Genomic DNA, 24,703 nt, shown 5'->3' with positions numbered 1-24,703 from the left:
TTCGCCCTGAGCTTGTCGAAGGGCTGTCCTTCTTCACGACGATGAAAGGAAGGGCAGGGCTTCGACAAGCTCAGCCCGAACGGCAGTAAGGTGGTTGGGAAAAGGGCCGCCGGATCACTCCGGCAGCCTCAATCATGCGCGCACTTCGCCGCAAATGTCACGCCGCCGCCCGCCGCTCCTTCAGTTCCTCGTTCAGCATCTCGGCCAGCAGGAAGGCAAGCTCCAGGCTCTGCGCAGCGTTGAGGCGCGGGTCGCAATGGGTGTGATAGCGGTCGGCCAGGCCCTCGTCGGTGATGGCGATCGCACCGCCGGTGCACTCCGTGACGTTCTGGCCGGTCATCTCGCAATGGATGCCGCCACCGAAGCTGCCTTCCGCGCGATGCACGGCGAAGAAGCCGCGCACTTCGGCCAGGATGCGGTCGAACGGCCGGGTCTTATAGCCATTGGCGGCCTTGATGACATTGCCGTGCATCGGGTCGCACGACCACACCACCGGCTGCCCTTCGCGCAGGACGGCGCGGACCAGCTTGGGCAAGCCCGCCTCGATCTTGTCATGGCCGTAGCGAGTGATCAGCGTGATGCGGCCCGGCTCCCGCGCCGGGTTCAGCGTATCGAGCATCCGCAACAGCGCGTCCGGCTCCAGGCTCGGCCCGCATTTCAGGCCGATGGGATTGCCGATGCCGCGCAGATATTCGACATGCGCAGACCCTTCGAACCGGGTGCGGTCGCCAATCCACAACATATGCGCGCTGGTGTCGTACCAGTCGCCGGTGATGCTGTCCTGCCGCGTCAGCGCCTGCTCATAGGGGAGCAGCAGCGCCTCATGGCTGGTGTAGAAGCTGGTGCCGCCAAGCTGGGGCACGGTTTCGGGCGACAGGCCGCAGGCGCGCATGAAGGCAAGCGACTCGCCGATCCGGTCGGCGACGGCGTCGAACTTCGCGGCCAGCGGGCTGCGGCCCATGAAATCCAGCATCCAGCCATGCACCCGGTCGAGGCTGGCATAGCCGCCGGTCGAGAAAGCGCGCAGCAGGTTCAGCGTCGCCGCCGACTGGTTATAGGCGCGCACCATGCGCTGCGGGTCCGGCTCCCGGCTTTCGGCCGTGAAGGCGATGTCGTTGATATTGTCGCCGCGATAGCTGGGCAGCTCCACGCCATCGATGGTTTCCGTGTCGGCGGAGCGCGGCTTGGCGAACTGGCCCGCCATGCGGCCGACCTTCACGATGGGCAGCTTGCTGGCGAAGGTCAGGACGACCGCCATCTGCAGCAGCACGCGGAAGGTGTCGCGGATGTTGTTCGGATGGAACTCGGCGAAGGACTCGGCGCAATCGCCGCCCTGCAGCAGGAACGCCTCGCCATTGACGGCGCGCGCCAGATCGGCCTTCAGCGCGCGGGCCTCGCCTGCAAATACCAGCGGGGGAAAAGTGCCAAGCTGCGCCTCTGCGGCGGCAAGCGCCTGTGCGTCACGATAGGTCGGCATCTGCCGCCCTTCATGGGTTCTCCAGCTCTGGGGCGTCCATTTCGCCGCCACGGCACTATCTCCTTCTGTTACACGGATGGGCAAAAATTAAGGGACGCCCTATGCGCGTGGCCGACACATAAGGCAAGTCCACTCCGTCAGGAGCTTTACCTCCTTACCCTAAAGCCCGCCTTCGCGAAAATGGATTGCCTGGATTACTCTGATCGGCCCGTTGCCCGGTTCAACTCCAGCAGCCTTGCCGCCATCGTAAGCAGCATGGCGGCCGCCGCCGCGAACCAGAGCGCGTTGATGGCGAAGGCGTTCCAGGCGAACGCGCCAGTGATCGCGCCCATTGCGAGCGCCGCCCATAGCATTGCGAAGGGCAGCCATTTCCGCCGGTCGCCTCCGCGCAATGCCGACGCGATCTGCTGACCGGTCTTCACCAATGTCCCGGTCATATAGGTCAATCCGATCGTGACCTCTCCGTCGCGTTCGAACACGGCGTTTTCCGTCCCCATCGCCAGCGCGGTGATAAAGGCGGCGACAAGGGCGTGACCGGACGCGCCGCATGCGGCCGCAAGGGTGATCAGCAGGGTCATCAGGCCAAGCACCGCCTGTTTGCGCGCCGCGCCGGCCGCCGCCCCGGCCAAAGACGCAATAATGACTCCCAGAAGGAATGTGCCGATCAAACCCCCGGCCATGGCCACATCCCGGCCATGCCCGGCGATGCCGACGCCCAGCCGCGTGGTATTCCCGCTCATGAAAGAGACGAAGAAACCGCCCAGCGCCATATATCCGACAGCATCGACATAACCGGCCAGGGCGGACAGGCAGACGGCGAGGGCCTGTGTGCGTCGGTCATAGCGCGTCATGCCGCCTGCTCCTTCCGCGCGGTTAATCCAGCCGGATGTTCCATTCCCAGCGCAGCGGATCGCCGTCCATCACATCTACGCCTTTGGCGATGAGGGCGTTACGGATCGCATCCGACGCCGCGAAATCCTTCGCCGCGCGCGCAGCCTGGCGGCGGTCGAGTTCTGCCTCGATTTCGACTTCGGTGATGGCGGCATCTTTGGGCGGGATGCGCAGGTCCGCGCGATCCATTTTAAGGAGATCAAGTCCGAGCACTTCGTCCATGGTAGCAATGAGATGCCATCGCAACCTGTTGTCGATAGTCGGATCGGTAAGCACCTCTTCGACTAACGGCAGGCATTTTGGTGTATTAAGGTCATCTCTGATCGCTGCATCGAACAACGCCAACACGCCAGTGATGTCGGCATCCTCGCGCTTTTCAATTGAAATAGGACGAATGTCCGCAAAGTTATCTAAGGCCTGTCCAGTTTCTTGGAACTCTTGCCAGCGTTTGACCGCAATCGCTTTCTTCATCCGCTTCAATCGCGTTAATGCGGCACCCAGCGTGCCGCTGCTAAACTCCAACTCGCTGCGATAATGCGCCGACAGGCACAGCAGGCGATAGGCCAAAGGATGCACGCCCGCATCGATCAGCGAGAATAGCGTGGTGAAGCCGCCCTTCGACTTCGACATCTTGCCGGAGCGATCGACGAGGAAGTTGTTATGCATCCACCAGCGCGCGCCGGTGAAGCCTGCCCCGACTCCCGAAGCCGCGTCCGAGCATCCGCAGAACGCCTGGTTCTGGGCAATCTCGTTGGGGTGATGAATTTCGCGATGGTCGATGCCGCCGGTATGGATGTCAAACGGATGGCCGAGCTTCGCATGGCTCATCACCGAGCATTCCAGATGCCAGCCCGGCGCGCCCTTGCCCCAGGGCGAGTCCCATTCCATCTGCCGGTTCTCGCCGGGCGCGGACTTGCGCCAGATGGCGAAGTCCTGCGGGTTGCGCTTGCCGGCGACCGGGTCGATCCGGCCCTCGCCTTCATCGTCCTTCGTCCGGGCTAGGCGGCCGTAATCGGGAACGGTCGACACATCGAAATAGAGGCCGCTGTCAATCTCGTAGCAATGCCGGTCGGCGATGGTCTTTGCGAACTCGATCATCTGCGGCACATAGTCGGTCGCGACCGTCCATTCGCTTGGCTCTATGATGTTGAGCGCGGCGATATTGCTCTTGAAGGCGTCGGTATAATGGGCCGCGATGTCCCAGATGCTCTTGGCCTGTGCGCGGGCGGCGGCCTCCATCTTGTCGTCCCCGGCGTCGGCGTCGCTGGTCAGATGGCCGACATCCGTGATGTTGATGATATGGGTGACGGCATAGCCCTTCCACAGCAGCGTCCGCCGCAACGCGTCGGTAAACACATAGGCGCGCAGATTGCCGAGATGGGCATAATTATAGACGGTAGGCCCGCAGCTATAGACGCGCGCTTCGCCGGCCGTGATCGGCACGAAGGTCTCCACGGAGCGCGTCAGGCTGTTGAACAGGCGCAGGGGGGCGGTGTCGGTCATGCCGGGTGCATGGTGCGGTTGCCGGAGAAGGTCAAGATTGCCCTATACGGATAATTGGACTATATTTGGTCTTTATATAGACTTGTGAGAGTGTTCATGCGTTATTCCGCTCAGGTCAAGCCCATCAGCTATTTGAAAGCGAACGCCGCCGAAATTCTGCTCGATTTGGCGGAGAGTCGTGAACCTATGGTCATCACCCAGAATGGCGAAGCAAAAGCCGTGCTGCAGGACGTCGCGTCTTATGAGCAGGGGCAGGAAACTTTGGCGCTGCTGAAACTGCTTGCGCTGGGCAATCAGGATGCCGAGGCCAGGCGCATCAGGCCAGCCCGAGAGGTCATCGCGCGGTTGAAAACCAAATCGCGCTGATGACGAACAAGATGTTCGAGGTTTTCCTGACGCAGGGAGCAGAGGATGATCTGGAGGCGCTTCACACCTACGTCGCCGCTACTCGATCCTCTGACGAGGCGGACGGACTGCTCGATGCGCTGTTGGAAAAGATAATGCATTTGGAAAGCTTCCCATTGCGGGGACATGTCCCGCCAGAATTGGAGGCTTTGGGAATCCAGGACTTTCGGGAAATCTCCCTTCCTCCGTATCGATTGATCTACAGGGTAATCGGATCGCAGGTGATGATATCCCTTATTGCCGATGCGCGGCGGAATATGCAGGCGTTGCTGGAGCGCCGGATATTGGGTCGCTCGTAAAAGAAAAATGCCTCCTCCCGTAAATTCGGAAGGTCAATCCTCGTCGAACAGTCCCGCGAGCTGTTCAACCATCGTGCCGCCAAGCTGTTCGGCGTCCATGATCGTCACGGCCCGCTTGTAATAGCGGGTCACGTCATGGCCGATGCCGATGGCGACGAGCTGCACCGGCGATCGGTTCTCGATCCATTCGATCACCTGCCGCAAATGCCGCTCCAGATAGGTGCCGCTGTTGACCGAGAGGGTGCTGTCGTCCACTGGCGCGCCGTCCGAGATGACCATCAGGATGCGGCGCTCCTCGGTCCGTCCGATCAGGCGGTTATGCGCCCAGAGCAGCGCTTCGCCGTCAATATTCTCCTTCAGCAGCCCCTCGCGCATCATCAGGCCCAGATTCTTGCGCGCGCGCCGCCAGGGTTCATCGGCCTTTTTGTAGACGATATGGCGCAGGTCGTTGAGGCGGCCGGGCAGGGGAGGCCGTCCCGCCCCCAGCCAGTCCTCGCGACTCTGCCCGCCCTTCCAGGCGCGGGTGGTGAAGCCGAGAATCTCCGTCTTGACGCCGCACCGCTCCAGCGTGCGGGCCATGATGTCGGCGCTGATCGCGGCGATGCTGATCGGCCGGCCGCGCATCGAGCCGCTATTGTCGATCAGCAGCGTGACCACAGTGTCGCGAAACTCGGTGTCGCGCTCAATCTTGTAGGAGAGCGACCGGGTGGGATCGATGATGATGCGGGCGAGGCGGGCGGCGTCCAGCATGCCCTCCTCCTGGTCGAAATCCCAACTGCGCGACTGCTGCGCCATCAGGCGGCGCTGCAGCCGGTTGGCGAGCTTTGTCACCGCGCCCTGCAGGCTGACAAGCTGCTGATCGAGGAAACCGCGCAGGCGGGTCAGTTCATCGTCGTCGCACAGGTCGGTTGCGAATACGATTTCGTCATGCTTGGTGGTGAAGGCGGTGTAATCGAAGCCCGGCGGCAGGTCCGACATCGGCCGGTTGGGCCGGACGGGCATCATGCCCTCCTCACCCATATCGTCGGCGCCGGCGTCGCTGTCCGCGTCAAACTCCTCGCTATATTCGCTGTCGCCGTCCTCGCTTTCGCCGCTTTGCTGTTCGGCGCGCGCTTCCGTCTGGGCGTCGCTGTCCCCGGTCTGCTCCTCGCCCTGGTCGCCCTCGTCCTGCTGCTGCTCCTGGTCCTCGCCGTCTTCCTCGCCCTGCTCGTCCGTCGGTTCAGGCGGAGAGTCGGCGTCGACCAGTTCCAGATGCTCCAGCATCGCGGTCGCCAGCTTCTGGAAAGCGCGCTGGTCGTCCAGCGCCAGGCCAAGCGCGTCGAGATCCGGCCCCGCCTTATCCTCTATCCACTGGTCGACCATATCCATGCCGTCCCGCGCGGCTTCAGGCGCGGGCTGTCCCGTCAGCCTTTCCCGGACCTTGAGCGCTATGGCGGTGCTCAGCGGCACTTCATCCCTGTTCCGCGCGCGGATGATGGGATCGGACTTCAACCGCATTTCCAGCGCGTGGTTCAAATTCTCCCGCACGCCCTCCATCTGGCGCGATCCAATGGCCTCGACGCGGGCTTGCTCGACAGCATCGTAGACGGCGCGCGCCACGGCCTCGGCCGGGAGGGCCGATCCATGAATCTTCGGATTATGATGGCGCAGCTTGAGCGTATTGGCGTCGGCAAAGCCGCGTGCGATCGCCACCTGATCGCGGGGCAGGTTGCGGCCCGGCGTCGGCACCTTGATCTGCTTGCCCGACATGTGCGGGGCATCGGCGGTGAAGCCGACCTCGACTTCCGCATCGCGCGCCATCGACCGCGCCGCGCCGGACAGCACATCCTTGAAAGCGTCGAGGTGGGAGCGTTCGGCCATCAGTCGAGCAGCAATGCGCGGATCGTCCGCTTTGCGTCCGCATCCACGCCGATCGACGCCAGATAGCCGTCCACGCCGCCATGGCTGGCGTCCAGCTCGTCGAAAAATGCGTCCAGATAGGCGGTGTCTGCGGCCAGCAATGGCGCGATCAGCTCCGGCGCGCTCTGGGCGACGCGGGCGACCTTGGTGTTGCGCCGGCCGAACAGCATGGGCCAGTCGGCATGGTCGTTGGTGAGGAGATAATCCTCATCGATCAGCGGACGCGGAACGCCGAGCATCGTCAGGATCAGGGCAGCGCCAACGCCGGTGCGGTCCTTGCCCGCCGCGCAGTTGATCAGCAGGGGGGCGTCGCCACGCGCGAGCTGGGCGAACATCGCGCTGTAGGACGGGGCATGATCGGCCGGGATTTCGCGATACAGATGGGTCATCGCCTGGCGCATTTTTTCCGGCGTCGCCGCCTCATCCTTCAGGATTTCCGAAAGGACGCCGCTGCTTTCGATATAGTCCCGGCTCCAATAGGCGATGCCGGCCGGCTCATGCCAGCGCGTCGGTTCCGCCTTGCGCTCATTTGAGCGGCGGAAATCGCATATGCTGCGGATGCCCAACGCCCGCAGATGATCCTCATCCGCTTCGGTCAGCAAGGTCATCGTGCCTGAACGATAGAGCATGCGGCGCTTCACGACCCGGCCATCGCCCGTCGGATAACCGCCGAAATCGCGCAGGTTGAAACTTGCCTGCAACGGAATGAGACGAGGGGAATGTTCAGCCTGAACGGTCACCCGGCCTTGCCCACAACGCTTTCCGGCAGATCCTTTCCGAACACGCGCTGGTAATATTCGGCGACCAGCGCGCGCTCCGCCTCATCGCATTTGTTGAGGAAGGACAGGCGGAAGGCGAAGCCGACATTCTTGAAGATCAAGGCGTTCTGCGCCCAACTGATCACCGTGCGCGGGCTCATGACGGTCGAGATGTCGCCGTTGATGAAGCCCTGGCGGGTCAGTTCCGCCACCTTGATCATATTCTCCACTTCCTTGCGGCCGCCCTCATGGTCGTACTCGCCCGACTTGGCGAGGACGATCTGCGCTTCCGTGGCGGCGGGCAGATAGTTGAGGGTGACGACCAGGTTCCACCGGTCCATCTGGCCCTGATTGATCTGCTGCGTGCCGTGGTAGAGGCCGGTCGTGTCGCCCAGACCCACCGTGTTGGACGTCGCGAACAGGCGGAACCAGGGGTTCGGTCGGATGACCCGGTTCTGGTCGAGCAAGGTCATCTTGCCGTCCGTTTCCAGCACGCGCTGGATGACGAACATCACGTCCGGGCGGCCGGCGTCATATTCGTCGAACACCAGCGCGACCGGCCGCTGCAGCGCCCAGGGGAGCAGGCCCTCCCGGAACTCAGTGACCTGCTGTCCGTCCTTCAGGACAATGGCGTCGCGCCCGACCAGGTCGATACGGCTGATATGCGCGTCCAGATTGATGCGGATGCATGGCCAGTTGAGGCGGGCGGCGACCTGTTCGATATGGGTCGACTTGCCGGTGCCGTGATAACCCTGCACCATGACGCGGCGATTGTGGGAGAAGCCCGCCAGGATCGCCAGCGTGGTGTCCGGGTCGAACACATAGGCGGGGTCAAGGTCGGGCACGCGCTCGTCGGCCTCCGAGAAGGCCGGAATCTTCATGTCGACATCGACGCCGAACGTCTCGCGCGCGTCAACCTCCCGGTCGGGCGAGTCCAGCAGCGTCTCGCTGCGCGTGTCTGGCTGGGTGTTGGGGATGTCGGTCATATGTGCAAATCTTCCTGCGAGTCCCCCAAAGCCCCTAACCGATTGGGGAAGGCGATGTCGATAGATTGAGATAAGGCAAAAACAGGATCAAGCTGTCCATTCGGCCAGATGATCTTCCAGCCCGATGAGCGCCAGCCCATGCGCGATGGAGGTAAGCTCTCCTCCTGTCGCAATCTGCCCGGCGCCGAAACGCCGGTCGAAAATCGCCCGGATTGCGGGAATGAGGGACGATCCGCCGGTCAGGAACACGCGATCGATGTCCTGCGGCGTCACGCCCGCATTTCTCAGCGCCTGATCGACGCTTGTCTCGATTCGGGCGATATCTTCGGCGATCCAGCGCTCAAAGTCGGAACGGGTTACCTCGGCCTCGATGCCCAGGCCGCCCCCGTCGAAGTGGAAATGCGCGCTGTCCGCGCTCGACAGCGCGCGCTTGAGCTGTCCGACAGCATCGTAAAGCGGATAGCCAAGCTCCTGTTCGATCAGGGCGATCATGCGGCCGATGGCGTCCGGATCGGCCGCGCTTTTCTGAAGCCGCTCCAGCTCGGCCATGGTCTTGCGGTTACGCATCAGGGCCAGGCGCGACCAGTCGGCGAAGTCCGCGAAATAGCTGCGCGGGATTTCCAGGCTTTTGCCGAATGACCGGTAACTGCCGCCCTTGCCAAGCATCGGAAGCACCAGATTGTCGACGATACGATAGTCGAAACGGTCTCCGGCAATTCCGACGCCTGCCGAACCCAGTGGAATGCAGCGCCGTTCCGATCCGGGCGCGTCCACCTTCACGACGGAAAAATCGCTGGTGCCGCCGCCAAAGTCCGCAACCAGGATGGTGGCCGGTTCGGTAATGCGCGAGGCATAGCTGAACGCCGCTCCCAATGGCTCGTAGACATAATGGATGTCCGTTCCCCATGCGGCGAACATCGCGTCATACCGTCGCCGGGCGAGCGCCTCGTCGGGCCGCGACCCTGCATATGTGACCGGACGTCCGACGATTATCCGGCTGGGCAGGGCGCTCAGCGCGCCGCCGCCATGTTCGGCCATGCGTTCGAGGAACATGCGGCCGAGTTCCTCGAACGCATAGCGTTTCTCGAACACGGTCGCATGTTCGAAGATCGGGCTGGCCGCCACCGATTTGAATGACTGGATGAACCGGCTGTCCTGCGGATATTCCAGATATTCCGCGATCGCCCATGGCCCGGCCTCATGCGCCATCCCGCCCTTGACCCCATCGTCGTGCCAGAAGCACAAGGCGGAACGGAACACCGGACCGGTCGCCTGTTCGCCGGCAAATTCCACCAGATCGGAACGGCCGCCTTCGCCCAGAGCCGCGACGCTGTTGGTCGTGCCGAAATCTAGGCCCAGAGCGCGTGCGCCGGTCTGCATGGAAAGTCTCCGGGAATCTGTGGAAGGGCCGGGGCCTATGGCAGTGAAGCATCGCCATCACAAGGGCGCCGCCGGGATAAGGCTGCTATGCGAAAGCGGGCGCTTTCCTCAACTGACCATAGGCCGCGATGACATCCTGCAGCGCCTGCTCATGGCTGCGGTCGCCGCCATTATGGTCGGGGTGGAAGCGGCGGACCAGCTCCGTATAGCGCGCGCGCAGAGCCTTGCGGTCTGCGTCAAGGTCAAGGCCCATCAGGTCCATCGCCTTGCGGTCATCGGGCGATACGAACTTGCCATCGGCTCGTTGGCGATTGGCCTGTTCGGCCCGCTTCATGCGGTCCCGGAACTTCGCTCCGATGGCGTCCAGCGGATCGGAAAAGTCCGCCCAGCGGGGCGGCGGGCTGGCCGCATTGCTGGAAAAGGCGCGGGTTTCCCGTTCCCATCCGGCATAGGGGCGCTGCGCGTCGGCGATTTGTTCGGCGCTCATGCCGTTGAAGAAATTATATTTCTGGTTGAACTCGCGAACATGATCCAGGCACAGCCAGCGCCAGCGCGGACCGTCCGACCCCGTGCCATGCCCGCCCTCCGGCGGCGCGCGGAATTCGCCTGCTTCCTCGCAGCCGGGCACCGCGCAAGGACTGCCCTGGCGTTCCACGCGGCCATGAAAGCGGTTATGCCGTTTCGTCGAGAAGGGATCGGTAGCCAAAATCGTCCTGATGCAAACTAAGCCGGTTCGCTTATATAAGGCCCATGACCCAGGAATCGAAAGGCCCCGTGGCCACTGAAATTGAAGCGCGTCTGCGCGCCGCCCTGAATCCCGCCCGGCTGGCGGTGATCGATGATAGCGAAATGCATCGCGGGCATGCCGGCCATGACGGATCGGGCGAGAGTCATTTCACCGTGGAGGTGGTGGCGGACGCCTTCACCGGACAGAGCCGTGTGGCCCGGCAGCGGATGGTGAACGCCGCCCTGTCCGACCTGCTGCGCGACAAGGTTCATGCGCTGGCGATCAAGGCGCGCGCGCCGCAGGAGGCTTGACGATCCGGGCCTTATCCTCTTTCCCTTGGCGGAGGAGGGCGCGAGAAATGGAGAAGCGAGCATGGCGGATTCGTCTGACTCGGGCGCCTATGACTTCTGGTACTGGCCCAGTATCCCCGGCCGCGGCGAGTTCGTCCGGCTGACTCTGGAGGCGTGTGGCATTCCCTATAGGGACCGCGCGCGGGAAGATGGGGCCGAAGCAATGATGAAGGACATGGCCGGGCATGTGGAAGGCCCGGCTTACGCTCCACCCTATATCGGCATTGATGGTCAGACGGTTTCCCAGACCGCAAATATCCTGATGTTCCTGTCGGAACGGCATGATTGCGGCCCTACGACGATGAAGACGCGCTACTGGCTGAACCAGGTGCAACTGACCATCATGGATGTCGTGGCGGAGGCGCATAATGTGCATCATCCGGTGGCCGCCATGCTCTATTATGAGGATCAGAAGGCGGAGGCCGCGCGTGCCGCGGAGCAATTTCGCAAGGAACGGATACCGGGATATTTCGCCTGGTTTGAAAAGGCGTTGAAGGCGGCGGCGGGGGACTGGCTGACCGGCAGCCGCTGGAGCTATGCCGACCTGTCCCTGTTTCAGCTCGTTTCCGGCCTGCGCTACGCGTTTCCGAAACGGATAAAGAGCATAGAGGGCGACTATCCCCGGTTGATGAAACTGTGCGATCTGGTGGCCGCCATGCCGGAACTGAAGGACTATTTCCGCAGCAACCGGCGAATCGCATTCAACAATGACGGCATCTTCCGTCACTATCCGGAGCTTGACGCTGCATGACCGAAATTGGCGGGCCGCAAGGCGACCTGATCATCCAGACCATTACGCCGACCAGCCACAATCTGGGCGACTTCCGCGTTTATCGCAGCCTGCCGGTGAAGGAGCGGACGATGGTTGGCCCTTTCATCTTCTTCGACCAGGCGGGACCCGCCAAATTCGGTCCGGGGGAGGGGATAGATGTGCGCCCGCATCCGCACATCAACCTAGCCACCGTGACCTATATGTATGAGGGCGCTTTCCTCCACCGCGACTCCCTTGGATCGGAACAATTGATTGAGCCGGGCGCGGTCAACCTGATGACGGCCGGGAAAGGCATCGTCCATTCCGAACGATCGCCGCAGGAGGAGCGCGACCGGGCTTCCAAGCTCTCGGCGATCCAGACATGGCTCGCGCTGCCCGACCGCAATGAGGAAATGGACCCGGCGTTCGAGCATGTATCGGAGGACAGGCTACCTGTCCTCAACGACCGGGGGGCCAGCGCCCGCGTGATCATGGGCAGCCTGTGGGGAGCGGCTGCGCCGGTCACGACCTACGCCAACACCATCTATGCGGACATCATGCTGCGTCCGGGCGGGTCGATCCCCATCGATGCGGAGGCGGAGGAACGGGCGCTTTATGTCTCCGGTGGCGATGCGGGGCTGGATGGCGTCGCCCTTCTGCCGCAGACGCTCTATGTCCTGCGTCCCGGCACCCGCGCCACATTGCACAGCGTGGATGGCGGCCGGGTGATCCTGTGCGGGGGAGAAGCTTTCACGACGCCGCGCCATGTGTGGTGGAACTTCGTGTCATCGACGAAGGACCGGCTGATGCAGGCGCGTGAGGATTGGGAGGCGATGCGTTTCCCGCTGATCCCCGGCGATGATCAGGAATTTATCCCGATACCGCAGGGGCGGCCCAAGACTGTCAGCTATCCCTGAACATTCCCATGCAATTCGCGCATTTCGACGCCGGGCGGTTCCTGGCCGACTATTGGCAAAAGAAGCCGTTGCTGATTCGCAACCCCTGGCGGTCATGGACGAATCCGGTCGAGCCTGATGAGCTTGCCGGTCTTTCCTGTGAGGAGGATGTCGAATCCCGGTTGATCGTGCAGGCCCGCGGCGGGTGGAAGGTTGAACATGGCCCTATCCCGGAATCGCGTTTCGGCAAGCTGGGCAGGAATCCCTGGACGCTGCTGGTGCAGGCAGTGGACATCTACGCGCCGGGCGTCGCCGCGCTCATCGCGCCATTTCGCTTCATTCCCGACTGGCGCATCGACGATGTGATGGTGAGCTACGCCACCGACGGGGGCGGCGTAGGTCCGCATTTCGACCAGTATGACGTGTTTCTGATCCAGGGTCTTGGCAGGCGGCGCTGGCAGGTCGGTGCGATGTGCGATGCCGCCACGCCATTGCTGCCGCATGACGACCTGCGCCTGCTCGCCGATTTTGATGTGATGGAGGAATGGGTGCTTGAGCCTGGCGATATCCTCTACATCCCGCCCCGGATGGCGCATAATGGCGTGGCGATCGGCGATGATTGCATGACCTATTCGATCGGTTTTCGCGCGCCGTCCCGCAGCGACCTGATCGAGAATTGGTGCGGCGACTTGCTCGGCCGTTTGCAGGACGACGACCGATATGAGGACCCGGAGCCTGCGCCGCAGGACAATCCGGGGGAAATTTCCGCGCCAGCGATTGCGAAGCTGCACGCGATGGTCATGGAGACCATGGGCGACCGGGCCGCCTTTGCCCGCTGGTTCGGGCAGCATAACAGCGCCCCCAAATATCCTGAGGTGGATTTCAGGCCCGAACAGCCGGTCACCGGCAGGGATGTGCGGGCCTTCATCGCCGATGCCGTTCCGCTGACCCGCAATCCGGCCAGCCGCTTCTCTTTCATCCGGCAGGACGCGGACTCGCTGTTGCTGTTCGTCGACGGGCAATGTTTCGAATTGGCCGGTGAAGCCGCCGCGCTGGCGGAACGGCTGTGCGCGGGGGGACGGATCGAGATGGATCAGGCGCTTGGGCGGTCGGCTGCAGCAATGGAATTGATCGTCGCCCTGTTCAATCAGGGTAGCGTGGCTTTCGAAACCGGGGATTGAGGGCGGCTGGTCCGGCGGCCGCTTCCCGCCATGCGCCGGGCTGCAAGCCGTCGACCGTCCATTCGCCGATGCTCCACCGCACCAGCCGCAAGGTCGGATGGCCCACCGCCGCCGTCATGCGGCGCACCTGCCGGTTGCGTCCCTCCCGGATCGTCAGCCTGATCCAGCAGTCGGGCACGCTCTTGCGGTATCGCACCGGCGGATCGCGGGGCCATAATGCGGGATCGTCGATGCGTTCGGCCTCGGCCGGGCGGGTCGGGCCATCCTTCAACTGCACGCCGCGGCGCAGAGCGGCCAGGCTGTCCTCGCCAATCTCCCCCTCCACCTGCACCAGATAGGATTTGGGCATTTTGAATTTCGGATCGGCGATCTGCGCCTGAAGCCGGCCATCGCCGGTCAGCAGCAGCAGGCCCTCGCTGTCCATGTCGAGCCGCCCGGCCGGATATATGCCGGGCAGGTCGATGGCGCTCGAAAGGGTCGGCCGGTCCGAACCCATGGTCCCGCGATCGGTGAATTGTGAGAGCATGCCATAAGGCTTGTTAAACAGGATCAACCGCGCCACGCTTTGCTCATTCCTGTTTAGGGGGACCAGTGCCACCATTAGGGAAAACCATCGCCTTCACCAAGGGGCGGGATTGATGCATGGCGCGGCGCGCAATCCGGCGAAAATATGATCCCGATACAGAGGGATAACTTGCTCCAGATTAATATTTTGGTCGATCGGGTTGCTTCCAGCAAGGCCCCGTTCCACTGATCATTAACCTCCGGATGCGATGTGCGGCCGGGCGAGAAAGCCCATGGGCGTGGCGGAAATTGTCGGGAGTTTCATGGTGGGCGAGGGACAGGATTCCGGGCCATTTTCGGTCCGCAGGGACATTGCGACGGGCATTGTCCATGTAACCGGCAACGGCTTCTGGACGATGGCGGACATCGACCGGCATTTTGAGAAACTCGGCAATTCCGTGCGGTCTGCGCGTACGGCCGGCGCGCGGGTCATGGCGCTGGTCGATCTGCGCGGCGCGGTCGCGCAATCGCCTGAGCTGGTGTCTCACCTCGCGGACCGCGCGGGCGCGGTTTATACTGAGGGGGACAGGATAGCGATCGTCGTGCATTCAAACCTGGCGAAGATGCAGATGCGCCGGGTCGTGAAGAGCGCCGAGTTCGAAATGTTCCTGATGCCCGATGCCGCGGAGGCATGGCTGATGCAGGACCGGCCGGCGGAGGCGGGCAGGCCGGGCTGACCGGAAAACATCCCCGACAGCAATCATTGCCCTTTGCCCTTACCCCGCGTAAAGCGCGCGGATTATGGCCCGCCCGCTCATCATCGCCATTCCCAAGGGACGCATCCTGGAGGAAGCGCTGCCCCTGCTCGCCCGCGTCGGCATAGAGCCGGAGGCGGACTTCCATAACAGCAAGAGCCGGGCGCTTCGCTTCGCCACAAACCAGCCCGATGTTTCGATCATCCGCGTCCGCGCCTTCGACGTCGCGACCTTCGTCGCGCACGGCGCGGCGCAGCTTGGCATTGTCGGATCGGATGTCGTCGATGAGTTCGACTATTCGGAGCTTTATGCGCCGGTTGACCTGAACATCGGCCATTGCCGCCTGTCGGTCGCGGAGCCGGAGGGGCTGGCGGCTGAGGATCAGGCGACGATGAGCCATGTGCGCGTCGCCACCAAATATCCCGGCCTCACCCGCAAGCATTTCGAGGCGATGGGCGTGCAGGCGGAATGCGTGAAGCTGAACGGCGCGATGGAGCTTGCGCCTTCGCTCGGCCTGTCCCGCCGGATCGTCGATCTTGTGTCGTCGGGCGCGACGCTGAAGGCTAATGGCCTGGTCGAGACCAGCGTCATCATGGACGTGTCCGCCCGGCTGATCGTCAACCGGGCGGCGTTCAAGATGCGGTCGGGCGAACTGACGCCGCTGGTCGAGGCGTTCCGGCGGGCCGTGGGGGTCAAGGATGCCGCTTAGGCTGGACAGCCGGGATGCCGGTTTCGCCGCCGCCTTCTCCGCGCTGGTCGATGCCCGGCGTGAGGCGGACGAGGATGTGTCGCGGGATGTGACCGCGATCCTGAAGCGCGTTCGCGCCGAGGGCGACGCGGCGCTGGCGGACTATACGCAGCGGTTTGACCGGCACGATCTGGAAGCGAGCGGCTGGAGCGTGACCGCCGCCGAGCGCCGCGCCGCGCTCGATGGCCTTTCGACGGAATTGCGCGACGCGCTGGAACTCGCGGCCGCGCGCATCGCCGCCTATCATGAAAAACAGCGGCCGCAGGACAGCGACGGAACGGACAGCGCCGGGGTCCGCCTTGGGGCGCGCTGGAGCGCGGTGGATGCGGCTGGCCTGTATGTGCCGGGCGGCCGCGCGGCCTATCCCTCGTCGCTGCTGATGAACGTCATCCCGGCCAAGGTCGCGGGTGTCGAGCGCATCGCGATGGTGACGCCTACGCCCGGCGGCGAGATGAATCCGCTTGTCCTGGCGGCGGCGGAGATTGCCGGGATTGGCGAAGTATGGCGGGTCGGCGGCGCGCAGGCGGTGGCGGCTCTGGCCTATGGCACGGAAAAAATCCGTCCCGTCGATGTGATCGTGGGTCCCGGCAACGCCTGGGTCGCGGAGGCGAAGCGCCAGCTTTACGGCGTGGTGGGCATCGACATGGTCGCCGGGCCTTCGGAAATCGTGGTGGTGGCGGATGGGAGGAATGATCCCGACTGGACCGCCGCCGACCTGCTCAGCCAGTCCGAGCATGACCCGACCAGCCAGTCGATCCTGTTCACTGACGACGCGGCCTTTGCCGACGCCGTGGCGGCGGCGGTCGAGCAGAAGCTTCCTAAGCTTACGACGAGGGAAACGGCGACGGCGAGCTGGAACGCCAATGGCGCAATCATCCTTGTCGAGGATTTGGTTTCCGCAATGCCGTTTGTCGACCGCCTTGCGCCGGAACATCTGGAGCTCGCCGTGGACGATCCCGATGCGCTGTTCGCGCTGGTCCGTCATGCGGGGTCGGTGTTCCTCGGACGCATGACCCCGGAAGCGGTGGGCGATTATGTCGCGGGTCCCAACCATGTCCTGCCGACCGGTCGCCGCGCCCGTTTCTCCTCCGGGCTTTCGGTGCTGGACTTCATGAAGCGCACCAGCTTCCTTGCGCTCGATCAGCGTGCGATTGACGCGATCGGCCCGGCCGCGGTGGCGCTCGCCAAAGCGGAGGGCCTGCCCGCCCATGCCGCATCGGTGGCGCTGCGTCTGAAATAGGGGCGTCCCTGTCACTGTCCCCTGTTGACGGGGCCGCGACGACTGGAATGGGCGGGAAGCGGACATATCCCTATTTCGTCATCCCGGACTTGATCCGGGATCCATGAGCGCTGGCGCTTGTGCCGTCACGCCAGCATGGAGCCAATAGATCCCGGATCAAGTCCGGGATGACGAAGGGGTGGTTAGGGGAACCGCTGCAATTGGTTGCGAACGATGAAAATCGGTCGTTCGATAGGATAAACTGCCACTCCGCTACGATTGCCGAATTCGAGCCTGGACCTGCCCTAGCCAATTCTCAAAAACGTCTTCATCGACCGTCAGAAGTTCCGGAACTAGGGTGCTAGTGCGCCTGCTGCCGAGGATCCCCGCCTTTTTTGGCTCGTGGTGCAGCACCACAATTGGAACCTTGTGCTTTGTGCCGATCTCTTTCCGCTCGATCGAATGAATTTCGTTCCACTTCAGCGCTATGGGATGTCCGGCAGTGCGCAGTCGAACGCCAACGTCGTCGCTCTCGGCAACCACATAGCCCGAAGCAATTGGAAGAACGAGCTTGAACGCTAAGTAGATAAGAATGGCTGTAACGATTAAGAAAAAAGCCGTCACGCCATTATGGCCCAACAAACCATATATAAGCGAATAACGTCCCCCGTGATGCGGCACCGGAACATGCAATCCGAACCAGCCACAAGCTACAGCAGCGGCTGCAGTGATTCCCGCAGCCAAAACCATGCGGGCGGGGCGATATCTCAGTATCATACACGCTCTCTATTGTGCGGAAGCGTCACCATGTGATCACATTAGTTAAATTCAGATGATGTTAGACAAGGCTGCATGCATGGCGGCTTTTGGGTCGGCAAATATCCGGTTTGGACGACTGGAAGTGGTCGCTTCCAGACCGGCTGCTTAATTCAGCCCGCCTGACGAGTTGCAGCCATTCCGCCAAATGCCTGTCCTACATCCGGGCGTCCATGCTCTACTTCCGCACATGGAACAGCATTCTGCCCCCGCCGCGCATCACGCCGTAGCGATGATCCCGCCGATGCTTCCGAGGCGTCCCGACTGCGACGTAAATGAGACGCAAGTGAGACGTACATGCGACGTGGATGAGACGCACGTGCGACCCAAGTGCGACGTGGGTGAGACTCAAGTGAGACGCACGTGCGACGCAAGTGAGACGCATGTGAGACGTACATGCGACGCAGGTGAGACGCACATGAGACCTACATGCGACTTTTGTGCGACCTACATGCGACTTTCCGGCCAAATCCGCGCACAACCCGCAACTTCCGCAACTTCGCTCCCCCGGATCATGCGCGAGGGCCGCGAAAGCGCCGTCAGCAGGGGGTTTTTGGCCTCACGCTCCGTACCGGATTTCGACCGGCTCCACCCCATCGATCATGCCCATCACGGTTTCGCCCGGCAAGATCGGTCCAACGCCGGCCGGCGTGCCCGTGAAGATCAGGTCGCCGGGAGCCAGTCTGACATAGGTCGACAGGATGGCGATAATCTCCGGCACGCTCCAGATCATGTCGGCGATACGCCCCGACTGCCGCAACGCGCCATCAATGGTAAGGGCGATTGCGGCGTCCGCCGGTGGCGCGCCGGCTTTGAGCGGACCCATCGGCGCAGACTGGTCGAAGCCCTTGGCCATGTCCCATGGACGGCCGCCCTTCTTGGCCTCCGCCTGAAGGTCGCGCCGGGTGAGGTCGATCCCGACAGCATGACCGAATATCAGGGCATTGGCATCGGCAGGGTCGATATCGCCGCCGCCTTTGCCCAGCGCCACGACCAGCTCGACCTCATGATGCAGGTCCCTTGTCATGGAAGGGTAGGGCAGCAGGCCGCCCGGCGTCACGGCGTCGCCCGGTTTGGTGAAGAAGAAGGGAGGCTCCCGCTCCGGATCGCTGCCCATTTCACGGGCATGCTCGGCATAGTTGCGCCCAACGCAGAAGATGCGCCGCACGGGAAACATCTCGCTCGACCCGGCTATGGCTATCGCGGGGGCCGCGACTTTCGGCAATTCCATGCGCAGAACCTCAATCTTTCGGCGTATGCGTCATGCCATCGCATCCCCTTCAGTTCTCGACAAGGCCGAACCGGACGGAGTAGGGGGAACCCATGAACGAACGCTCGAAATCCCGCTCCGCCGCGCGTCTGGCCGCCGTGCAGGCGCTGTATCAAAAGGAAATGGAAGGGACGCCGCTCCCGATCCTGCTGCATGAATTTCATCAGCACCGGCTGGGCGCGACAATTGAGGATGTGACCTACGCCCCTGCGGAGGCATCCTTCTTCGACGATGTGGTTTCGGGGGTCGATGCGCGGGCGGAGGAAATCGACGCGCTGATCGCAAGCAAGCTGGGCAAGGGATGGACGCTGGAGCGGCTGGACAAGCCGATGCGGCAGATATTGCGCGCCGGCACCTATGAGTTGCTGGCGCGGATCGATGTGCCCACCGGGTCGGTCATCAGCGAATATGTCGATGTCGCCCACGCTTTCTACGACAAACGCGAATCGGGTTTCGTCAACGGCCTGCTCGACGCGGTGGCGAAAACGGTCCGCGCCTGATTGACCGGCGAATCCGCCTTCCTTTCGCTGCTCCGGGCCGGAGCCGCCGATCCCGCTGCGCGGGGGCTGATGGATGATGTTGCGGTGCTGGATGTGGGCGGGGCGCGCCTGATCGTCACCAGCGACACATTGGTCGAATCGGTCCATTTTTTGCCCGGCGATCCGCCCGAAACCATCGGGTGGAAGCTCGCGGCGGTGAACCTGTCCGATCTGGCCGCCAAGGGCGCGAAGCCGGTCGCCTGCCTGATGAACTATGCGTTGTCGGGTGATGCGGCGTGGGACGCGGCGTTCCTGTCCGGCTTGCGAAAGGCTCTTGACCGCTATGGCATGCCGCTGGTCGGCGGCGACACGGTAGCGATGCCCCCGGGTGCGCCGCGCAGTTTCAGCCTCACGGCGATCGGGGAGGCGACTTCCGAAGTCATTCCGGCCCGCTCCGGGGCGCAGGCGGGCGATATTCTCTACGTCACCGGTCCTGTCGGCGATGCGGGCGCGGGATTGACAGTGCTGCAGGACGGCCGCGATGCGCCGGCCGCGCTGATCGAATCCTATCGTCGCCCTCGGCCGCGGATCCGGGAGGGCGGGACCCTCGTCTCCGCCGTCCATGCGATGATGGATATTTCCGACGGCCTTCTGATCGATACCGCCCGGATGGCTAAAGCCAGCGGCCTGGCGGCTGTCATTGAACATATCCCCATATCGACGGAACTCGCCGGACTTGCAGGCGGTGGTATCGGCGCATTGCTGGCGGCCGCCACCGCAGGGGATGATTATGAGCTTCTGTTCGCTCTGCCCGATGGGGTCGATCCACCGGTTGCCGCGATCCGGGCCGGACGTTTCGAGGCTGGGGAGGGGCTGACATTGTTTCTGGACGGCGCATCTGTGCCGCTGCCGCCTGCGCTGGGGTACGAACACGGGACATGATCGGCCGTTAAGCGGCTTGACGCGGCGCGTCCCGCCGATACTCTAACCTTTCGATTTGTTCAGCTTCGGATGAGGAGGCCGGCCATGACCCTGCGCCGCCCAATGCCCGGACTGCCAGAGCGACCGGAATGGACCCTTCCGGCCGCGCCTCCCCTTTGCGCTATCATGCTGCCCGGTTTTCCCTGCGGAGTGGCCATGACCTAGACAACAACGGGGGAGAGGAACCACAATGACAATAGTATATATCGCCATGGCGTGCGGCGTACTCGCCGTACTCTACGGCATAGTGACAAGTCAGCAGGTGCTCGGCGCATCGCCGGGCAATGAGAAGATGCAGGCGATCGCCGCCGCGATCCAAGAAGGCGCAAAGGCTTACCTAGCGCGGCAATACCGCACCATTGCGATGGTCGGCATCGTCGTTGCGATATTGGTGCTGATCTTCCTGGGTGTGACTTCCGCGGTCGGCTTCCTGATCGGCGCTGTCCTGTCCGGCGCGGCCGGATTTGCGGGCATGAATATCTCGGTGCGCGCCAATGTCCGCACGGCGGAGGCTGCGCGCGGTTCCCTGCAGAGTGGCCTCACCGTCGCTTTCCGGGCGGGCGCGATCACGGGGATGCTGGTGGCGGGTCTTGCGCTGCTCGCGATCTCGGTTTTCTTCTGGTATCTGACCGGCCCCGCCGGACACGCGCCGGATGATCGCGCGGTCATCGACAGCCTTGTGGCGCTGGCCTTCGGCGCTTCGCTCATCTCCATCTTCGCCCGTCTGGGCGGCGGCATCTTCACCAAGGCCGCTGACGTGGGCGCTGACCTGGTCGGCAAGGTCGAGGCCGGCATCCCGGAGGATGACCCCCGCAACCCGGCGGTCATCGCGGACAATGTCGGCGATAATGTCGGCGACTGCGCAGGCATGGCCGCCGATCTTTTCGAGACCTATGTCGTCACGGTCGGCGCGACGATGGTGCTGACGGCGCTGCTCGTCACCGGAATCGACAATGCGGAACTGATGAAGCTGATGTCCCTGCCGCTGCTGGTTGGCGGCGTGTGCATCATCACCTCGATCATCGGCACCTATCTGGTGCGGCTCGGCTCCAGCCAGTCGATCATGGGCGCGCTCTATAAGGGCTTCTGGACGACAGCGCTGCTGTCGATCCCTGCCATCTATGTTGTTACCAATTATGTGCTGGGCGGCATGAATATCGTGTTCGGCGCTGATCTGGACGGTAATGGCGGTTACACCGGCATGGCGCTGTTCTGGTCGATGATGGTCGGTCTTGGCGTCACCGGACTGCTGGTCGTCATCACCGAATATTATACCGGCACCAATTATCGCCCGGTCCGGTCCATTGCGAAGGCTTCGGAAACCGGCCACGGCACCAATGTCATTCAGGGTCTGGCGATCAGCCTGGAATCGACGGCGCTGCCGACGCTCGTCATCGTGGTTGGCATCGTCATCGCCTATCAGCTTGCGGGCCTGATCGGCATCGCTTTCGGCGCAACCGCGATGCTGGCGCTGGCGGGAATGGTCGTGGCGCTCGACGCCTATGGACCGGTGACCGACAACGCTGGCGGCATTGCCGAAATGTCGGGCATGGAGGACAGCGTGCGCGTCAAGACCGATGCGCTCGACGCCGTGGGCAACACGACCAAGGCTGTGACGAAGGGCTATGCCATTGGATCGGCGGGCTTGGCCGCGCTGGTTCTGTTCGGCGCCTACACCGAGGATCTGAAATTCTACAACGCCGCGCTCGGCCTGACCGAGCCGGTCGATTTCAGCCTCTCCAATCCGTATGTCATCGTCGGTCTGCTGCTCGGCGCGCTTCTCCCCTATCTGTTCGGCGCGATGGGCATGACGGCGGTTGGCCGCGCGGCGGGCGACGTGGTGAAGGATGTGCGTGAGCAGTTCGCCACCAACACCGGCATCATGGCCGGCACGTCGAAGCCTGACTATGCCCGTACCGTCGATCTGGTGACGAAGGCGGCGATCAAGGAGATGATCATCCCAAGCCTGCTGCCAGTGCTGGCCCCGATCATCGTCTATTTCGCGATCGCCAAGGTCGCCGGGATCGCCAATGGCTTCGCGGCGCTCGGCGCGTTGCTGCTGGGCGTCATCGTCTCCGGCCTGTTCGTCGCCATTTCCATGACCAGCGGCGGCGGCGCATGGGACAATGCCAAAAAATATATCGAGGACGGCAATCACGGCGGCAAGGGGTCGGACGCGCACAAGGCGGCCGTGACCGGCGACACCGTGGGTGATCCGTACAAGGATACGGCGGGTCCCGCGGTCAACCCGATGATCAAGATCACCAATATCGTCGCGCTGCTTCTTCTGGCGGCGCTGGCGCACGGGGCGTGATCGCGATCTGATTCTGATCCGGCCAATCTGGATCAGTCTCCCGAATATGCATTGAAGAAAATAGAAGGCTCTTTCGCTATCCGGCAGCGAGGGAGCCTTTTATTCTGGGGGGACAGGGTGCGGTTTTTCACAAAATGTGCGGGCTTGGCCGGAGCGGCGTTGCTGGCTGCGGCCTATCCCGCGGAAGCGCAGGATGCCGTCAAGGACCCGGCGGGTTCCGCGGTCAAGCGGTGGCCGGTCGAAGCTTTCGCTGAGCTTCCCTTCATGGACAATCTCCAGCTTTCCCCTGCCGGAGACAAGATCGCCGCCCGCGTCGCCATCAACGCGGAACAGCGCTTCGTCATCATGGATATTCATGGCAGGAATGACAGATCGCGCGTCATGTCTCTTGGCGACAATGACCTCAACTGGTGGACATGGGTCAATGACGACTGGTTGCTCCTGGGCCTTGGCGCGGAGCAGCCCATGGAAGGAATGCCCTGGTATATCACACGGGCAGTCGGGCTGAGCGTTCAGACCGCGAAGGTCAATATGCTGGCCTCCCGCACTGCCGCACAGAATGGCGATGACGCGATATGGATAGCGCGGGACGGCACACCGCGCATACTCCTGTCCTATCAAACCTCAATTTATGGCGACAATGTCGGATTCTGGCCGAAGGTGGACGAAGTGGACATCTCGACCGGGAGGCTGCGCACTGTCGTCGCGTCTCACAGTAATGTCAGGTCCTGGTATGCCGACGCGTCGGGCACCGTCCGCATGGGGATCGGATATAATGACGCCCAACGCACGTCGACGATGCTCTATCGACCGGACGCAAAGACGGCTTTCAAGACAGTCGCGCGGGCGAACCGGCGGAAAGATGAATCCCTGATCGTTCCGCAACTTTTTCTGCCCGAAGCGGGAAAGGCAATCGCCAGCGACGACAGTGATGGCGCGGAAGCGCTATATGAGTTCGATCTTACCACGCTGGAATTGGGCAAGAAGATTTTCGAGGTTCCCGGTTATGATATCGGTGAGATCGTCCCCGATCGCACGCAGACCGGGCTCGCCGGCGTCCGCTATACCGATGAGCGGCGGCGCGTGCATTGGTTCGACTCTGATCTCGCCACCGTGCAGGCGGATATAGACAAAGCGGTCGGAACTCGTCGCGCCACCATCACATCCATGTCGCGCGATCAGTCCAAGCTGCTCGTCCATGTCGGGGGACCTGACCGCCCCGGCGCTTATTATTATTTTGATCGTCCGTCAGGCGCGATGAACCTGCTCGCCAGGGTGAATGAGACGATAGGTCTGGCGCGCCTCGCACCTGTCCGCACCGTGCGGTACAAGGCGCGGGACGGACTGGAGATCGCGGCCGTGCTTACCGTGCCGGAAGGCCGCCCGGAAAAGAACCTGCCCCTGATACTCATGCCGCATGGCGGCCCATTTGCGCGGGATGAGGAGAGTTGGGACTGGTGGGTCCAGTTCCTGGCCAATCGTGGCTATGTGGTGCTCCAGCCAAATTATCGCGGATCGTCCGGTTATGGATCGAGTTTTGCCGAAAAGGGCGAGGGGCAATGGGGTCTGGCCATGCAGGACGACCTTAATGACGCGGTGGACTGGGCGGTGAAGGAGGGAATCGCCGATCCCAAGCGCGTGTGTATCGCCGGCGCGTCATATGGCGGCTATGCGGCCATGCGCGCCGCGCAACGCGACGGCGGCAAATTCCGCTGCGCCATATCCTATGCCGGGGTATCCGATCTGGCGGCGATGATGCGCTACGACAGCCGATTCCTGTATCATGGCGCGCGCAGCGATTGGCTGAAGGCGCAGGCGCCCGACTATCGCGCCGTATCGCCCGTAAATTTCGCCTCCAGTTTCTCTACGCCCATCCTGTTGATGCATGGCAAGAAGGACCGGCGAGTGCAGGTGGGCCAATCGCGAGAAATGGCGGAAAAGCTGAAAGCGGCGGGCAAGGATTATATCTATGTCGAGCAGCCCCTGGGCGATCACCATTTTTCGCGGGAGGCCGACAGGCTGGACTTCCTGAAAAGGCTGGAGGCGTTTCTGGCCGAGCATAATCCGGCCTGATGCTTGGACGTGCTCGATGCCGCTTTGCACTGCCTTCCCTA

Annotated in this window: 24 protein-coding genes; 13 read left to right on the top strand and 11 right to left on the bottom strand. The window is 62.9% G+C overall.

The window, feature by feature from the left end:
* Positions 1-157: 157 nt before the first annotated feature.
* From BHQ40_RS04560 to cysS, 3 genes are all read right to left on the bottom strand, one after another.
* Positions 158-1,528 (bottom strand): class II 3-deoxy-7-phosphoheptulonate synthase, encoded by a 1,371-nt coding sequence (locus BHQ40_RS04560; RefSeq protein WP_070153031.1) that lies wholly within the window; start codon positions 1,526-1,528, stop codon positions 158-160.
* A gap of 143 nt (positions 1,529-1,671) precedes the next feature.
* Positions 1,672-2,328, bottom strand: a complete 657-nt coding sequence (locus BHQ40_RS04555) for a YoaK family protein (protein WP_070153028.1) — start codon at positions 2,326-2,328, stop codon at positions 1,672-1,674.
* A 22-nt stretch (positions 2,329-2,350) separates the two neighbouring features.
* Positions 2,351-3,871, bottom strand: coding sequence for a cysteine--tRNA ligase (gene cysS, locus BHQ40_RS04550; protein ID WP_070153025.1), 1,521 nt, complete (start codon positions 3,869-3,871; stop codon positions 2,351-2,353).
* A 96-nt stretch (positions 3,872-3,967) separates the two neighbouring features.
* On the opposite strand from cysS, the gene BHQ40_RS04545 reads away from it, so the two are divergent.
* Together BHQ40_RS04545 and BHQ40_RS04540 are read left to right on the top strand one after the other, a co-directional pair.
* Positions 3,968-4,237, top strand: a complete 270-nt coding sequence (locus tag BHQ40_RS04545) for a type II toxin-antitoxin system Phd/YefM family antitoxin (protein ID WP_070153022.1) — start codon at positions 3,968-3,970, stop codon at positions 4,235-4,237.
* Positions 4,237-4,575, top strand: a complete 339-nt coding sequence (locus BHQ40_RS04540) for a type II toxin-antitoxin system RelE/ParE family toxin (protein ID WP_070153019.1) — start codon at positions 4,237-4,239, stop codon at positions 4,573-4,575. Before BHQ40_RS04545 ends, BHQ40_RS04540 begins: the two co-directional genes overlap by 1 nt.
* 33 nt (positions 4,576-4,608) lie before the next feature.
* On the opposite strand, the gene cobT is transcribed toward BHQ40_RS04540, so the two are convergent.
* From cobT to BHQ40_RS04515, 5 genes are all read right to left on the bottom strand, one after another.
* Entirely contained in the window at positions 4,609-6,435 is a 1,827-nt protein-coding gene (cobT, locus tag BHQ40_RS04535; protein ID WP_070153016.1) for a cobaltochelatase subunit CobT, read from the bottom strand.
* Positions 6,435-7,214, bottom strand: coding sequence for a tyrosine-protein phosphatase (locus BHQ40_RS04530; protein WP_070153013.1), 780 nt, complete (start codon positions 7,212-7,214; stop codon positions 6,435-6,437). Before BHQ40_RS04530 ends, cobT begins: the two co-directional genes overlap by 1 nt.
* Positions 7,211-8,218: a cobaltochelatase subunit CobS gene (gene cobS, locus BHQ40_RS04525; protein ID WP_070153010.1), complete on the bottom strand. Its 1,008-nt coding sequence runs from the start codon at positions 8,216-8,218 to the stop codon at positions 7,211-7,213. Before cobS ends, BHQ40_RS04530 begins: the two co-directional genes overlap by 4 nt.
* 87 nt (positions 8,219-8,305) lie before the next feature.
* Entirely contained in the window at positions 8,306-9,598 is a 1,293-nt protein-coding gene (locus BHQ40_RS04520; protein ID WP_070153007.1) for an Hsp70 family protein, read from the bottom strand.
* An 85-nt stretch (positions 9,599-9,683) separates the two neighbouring features.
* Positions 9,684-10,304 carry a J domain-containing protein gene (locus tag BHQ40_RS04515; RefSeq protein WP_070153004.1) on the bottom strand — a complete coding sequence of 207 codons (621 nt, stop codon included), beginning with the start codon at positions 10,302-10,304 and terminating at the stop codon, positions 9,684-9,686.
* A gap of 44 nt (positions 10,305-10,348) precedes the next feature.
* On the opposite strand from BHQ40_RS04515, the gene BHQ40_RS04510 reads away from it, so the two are divergent.
* The 4 genes from BHQ40_RS04510 to BHQ40_RS04495 all read left to right on the top strand — a co-directional run bounded on the left by BHQ40_RS04510 (position 10,349) and on the right by BHQ40_RS04495 (position 13,503).
* On the top strand, positions 10,349-10,636 hold the full coding sequence (locus tag BHQ40_RS04510; protein ID WP_070153001.1) for a BolA family protein: 288 nt from the start codon (positions 10,349-10,351) through the stop codon (positions 10,634-10,636).
* Positions 10,637-10,697: 61 nt separating this feature from the next.
* On the top strand, positions 10,698-11,426 hold the full coding sequence (locus BHQ40_RS04505) for a glutathione S-transferase (RefSeq protein ID WP_070152998.1): 729 nt from the start codon (positions 10,698-10,700) through the stop codon (positions 11,424-11,426).
* Positions 11,423-12,343: a pirin family protein gene (locus BHQ40_RS04500; RefSeq protein WP_070152995.1), complete on the top strand. Its 921-nt coding sequence runs from the start codon at positions 11,423-11,425 to the stop codon at positions 12,341-12,343. Before BHQ40_RS04505 ends, BHQ40_RS04500 begins: the two co-directional genes overlap by 4 nt.
* Positions 12,344-12,351: 8 nt before the next feature.
* Positions 12,352-13,503, top strand: coding sequence for a cupin domain-containing protein (locus tag BHQ40_RS04495; protein WP_070152992.1), 1,152 nt, complete (start codon positions 12,352-12,354; stop codon positions 13,501-13,503).
* On the opposite strand, the gene BHQ40_RS04490 is transcribed toward BHQ40_RS04495, so the two are convergent.
* A complete protein-coding gene (locus tag BHQ40_RS04490; protein ID WP_070152989.1) occupies positions 13,466-14,065 on the bottom strand; it encodes a pseudouridine synthase in 600 nt (199 codons plus the stop codon). The two genes, BHQ40_RS04495 and BHQ40_RS04490, sit on opposite strands and share 38 nt — an antisense overlap.
* Positions 14,066-14,300: 235 nt before the next feature.
* Between BHQ40_RS04490 and BHQ40_RS04485 the strand changes: the two genes are divergently transcribed.
* The 3 genes from BHQ40_RS04485 (at position 14,301) to hisD (ending at position 16,750) form a co-directional block, all read left to right on the top strand.
* Complete coding sequence (locus BHQ40_RS04485) at positions 14,301-14,744, top strand: hypothetical protein (protein ID WP_070152985.1); 444 nt, start codon at positions 14,301-14,303, stop codon at positions 14,742-14,744.
* Between the two features lie 64 nt (positions 14,745-14,808).
* Entirely contained in the window at positions 14,809-15,471 is a 663-nt protein-coding gene (gene hisG, locus BHQ40_RS04480) for an ATP phosphoribosyltransferase (protein ID WP_070152982.1), read from the top strand.
* Complete coding sequence (hisD, locus tag BHQ40_RS04475; RefSeq protein ID WP_070152979.1) at positions 15,461-16,750, top strand: histidinol dehydrogenase; 1,290 nt, start codon at positions 15,461-15,463, stop codon at positions 16,748-16,750. Before hisG ends, hisD begins: the two co-directional genes overlap by 11 nt.
* 252 nt (positions 16,751-17,002) lie before the next feature.
* Here the strand turns inward: hisD and BHQ40_RS04470 are convergent, their stop codons facing one another.
* Both BHQ40_RS04470 and BHQ40_RS04465 read right to left on the bottom strand, forming a co-directional pair.
* A complete protein-coding gene (locus BHQ40_RS04470; protein ID WP_139139182.1) occupies positions 17,003-17,506 on the bottom strand; it encodes a hypothetical protein in 504 nt (167 codons plus the stop codon).
* Positions 17,507-18,104: 598 nt separating this feature from the next.
* Complete coding sequence (locus BHQ40_RS04465; protein ID WP_070152973.1) at positions 18,105-18,776, bottom strand: fumarylacetoacetate hydrolase family protein; 672 nt, start codon at positions 18,774-18,776, stop codon at positions 18,105-18,107.
* 92 nt (positions 18,777-18,868) lie between these two features.
* Between BHQ40_RS04465 and nusB the strand changes: the two genes are divergently transcribed.
* From nusB to BHQ40_RS04445, 4 genes are all read left to right on the top strand, one after another.
* Positions 18,869-19,315, top strand: a complete 447-nt coding sequence (gene nusB, locus BHQ40_RS04460; protein ID WP_070152970.1) for a transcription antitermination factor NusB — start codon at positions 18,869-18,871, stop codon at positions 19,313-19,315.
* Complete coding sequence (gene thiL / locus BHQ40_RS04455) at positions 19,316-20,236, top strand: thiamine-phosphate kinase (protein ID WP_070152967.1); 921 nt, start codon at positions 19,316-19,318, stop codon at positions 20,234-20,236.
* Between the two features lie 229 nt (positions 20,237-20,465).
* Complete coding sequence (locus tag BHQ40_RS04450; protein WP_070152964.1) at positions 20,466-22,589, top strand: sodium-translocating pyrophosphatase; 2,124 nt, start codon at positions 20,466-20,468, stop codon at positions 22,587-22,589.
* A 117-nt stretch (positions 22,590-22,706) separates the two neighbouring features.
* Positions 22,707-24,662: an alpha/beta hydrolase family protein gene (locus BHQ40_RS04445; RefSeq protein WP_070152961.1), complete on the top strand. Its 1,956-nt coding sequence runs from the start codon at positions 22,707-22,709 to the stop codon at positions 24,660-24,662.
* Positions 24,663-24,703: the final 41 nt, after the last annotated feature.

Origin of the sequence: Sphingobium phenoxybenzoativorans, assembly GCF_001757355.1 — a bacterium.
GTDB classification, from domain to species: Bacteria; Pseudomonadota; Alphaproteobacteria; order Sphingomonadales; family Sphingomonadaceae; genus Sphingobium; species Sphingobium phenoxybenzoativorans.
This window is presented reverse-complemented; position numbering and strand designations above follow the sequence as displayed.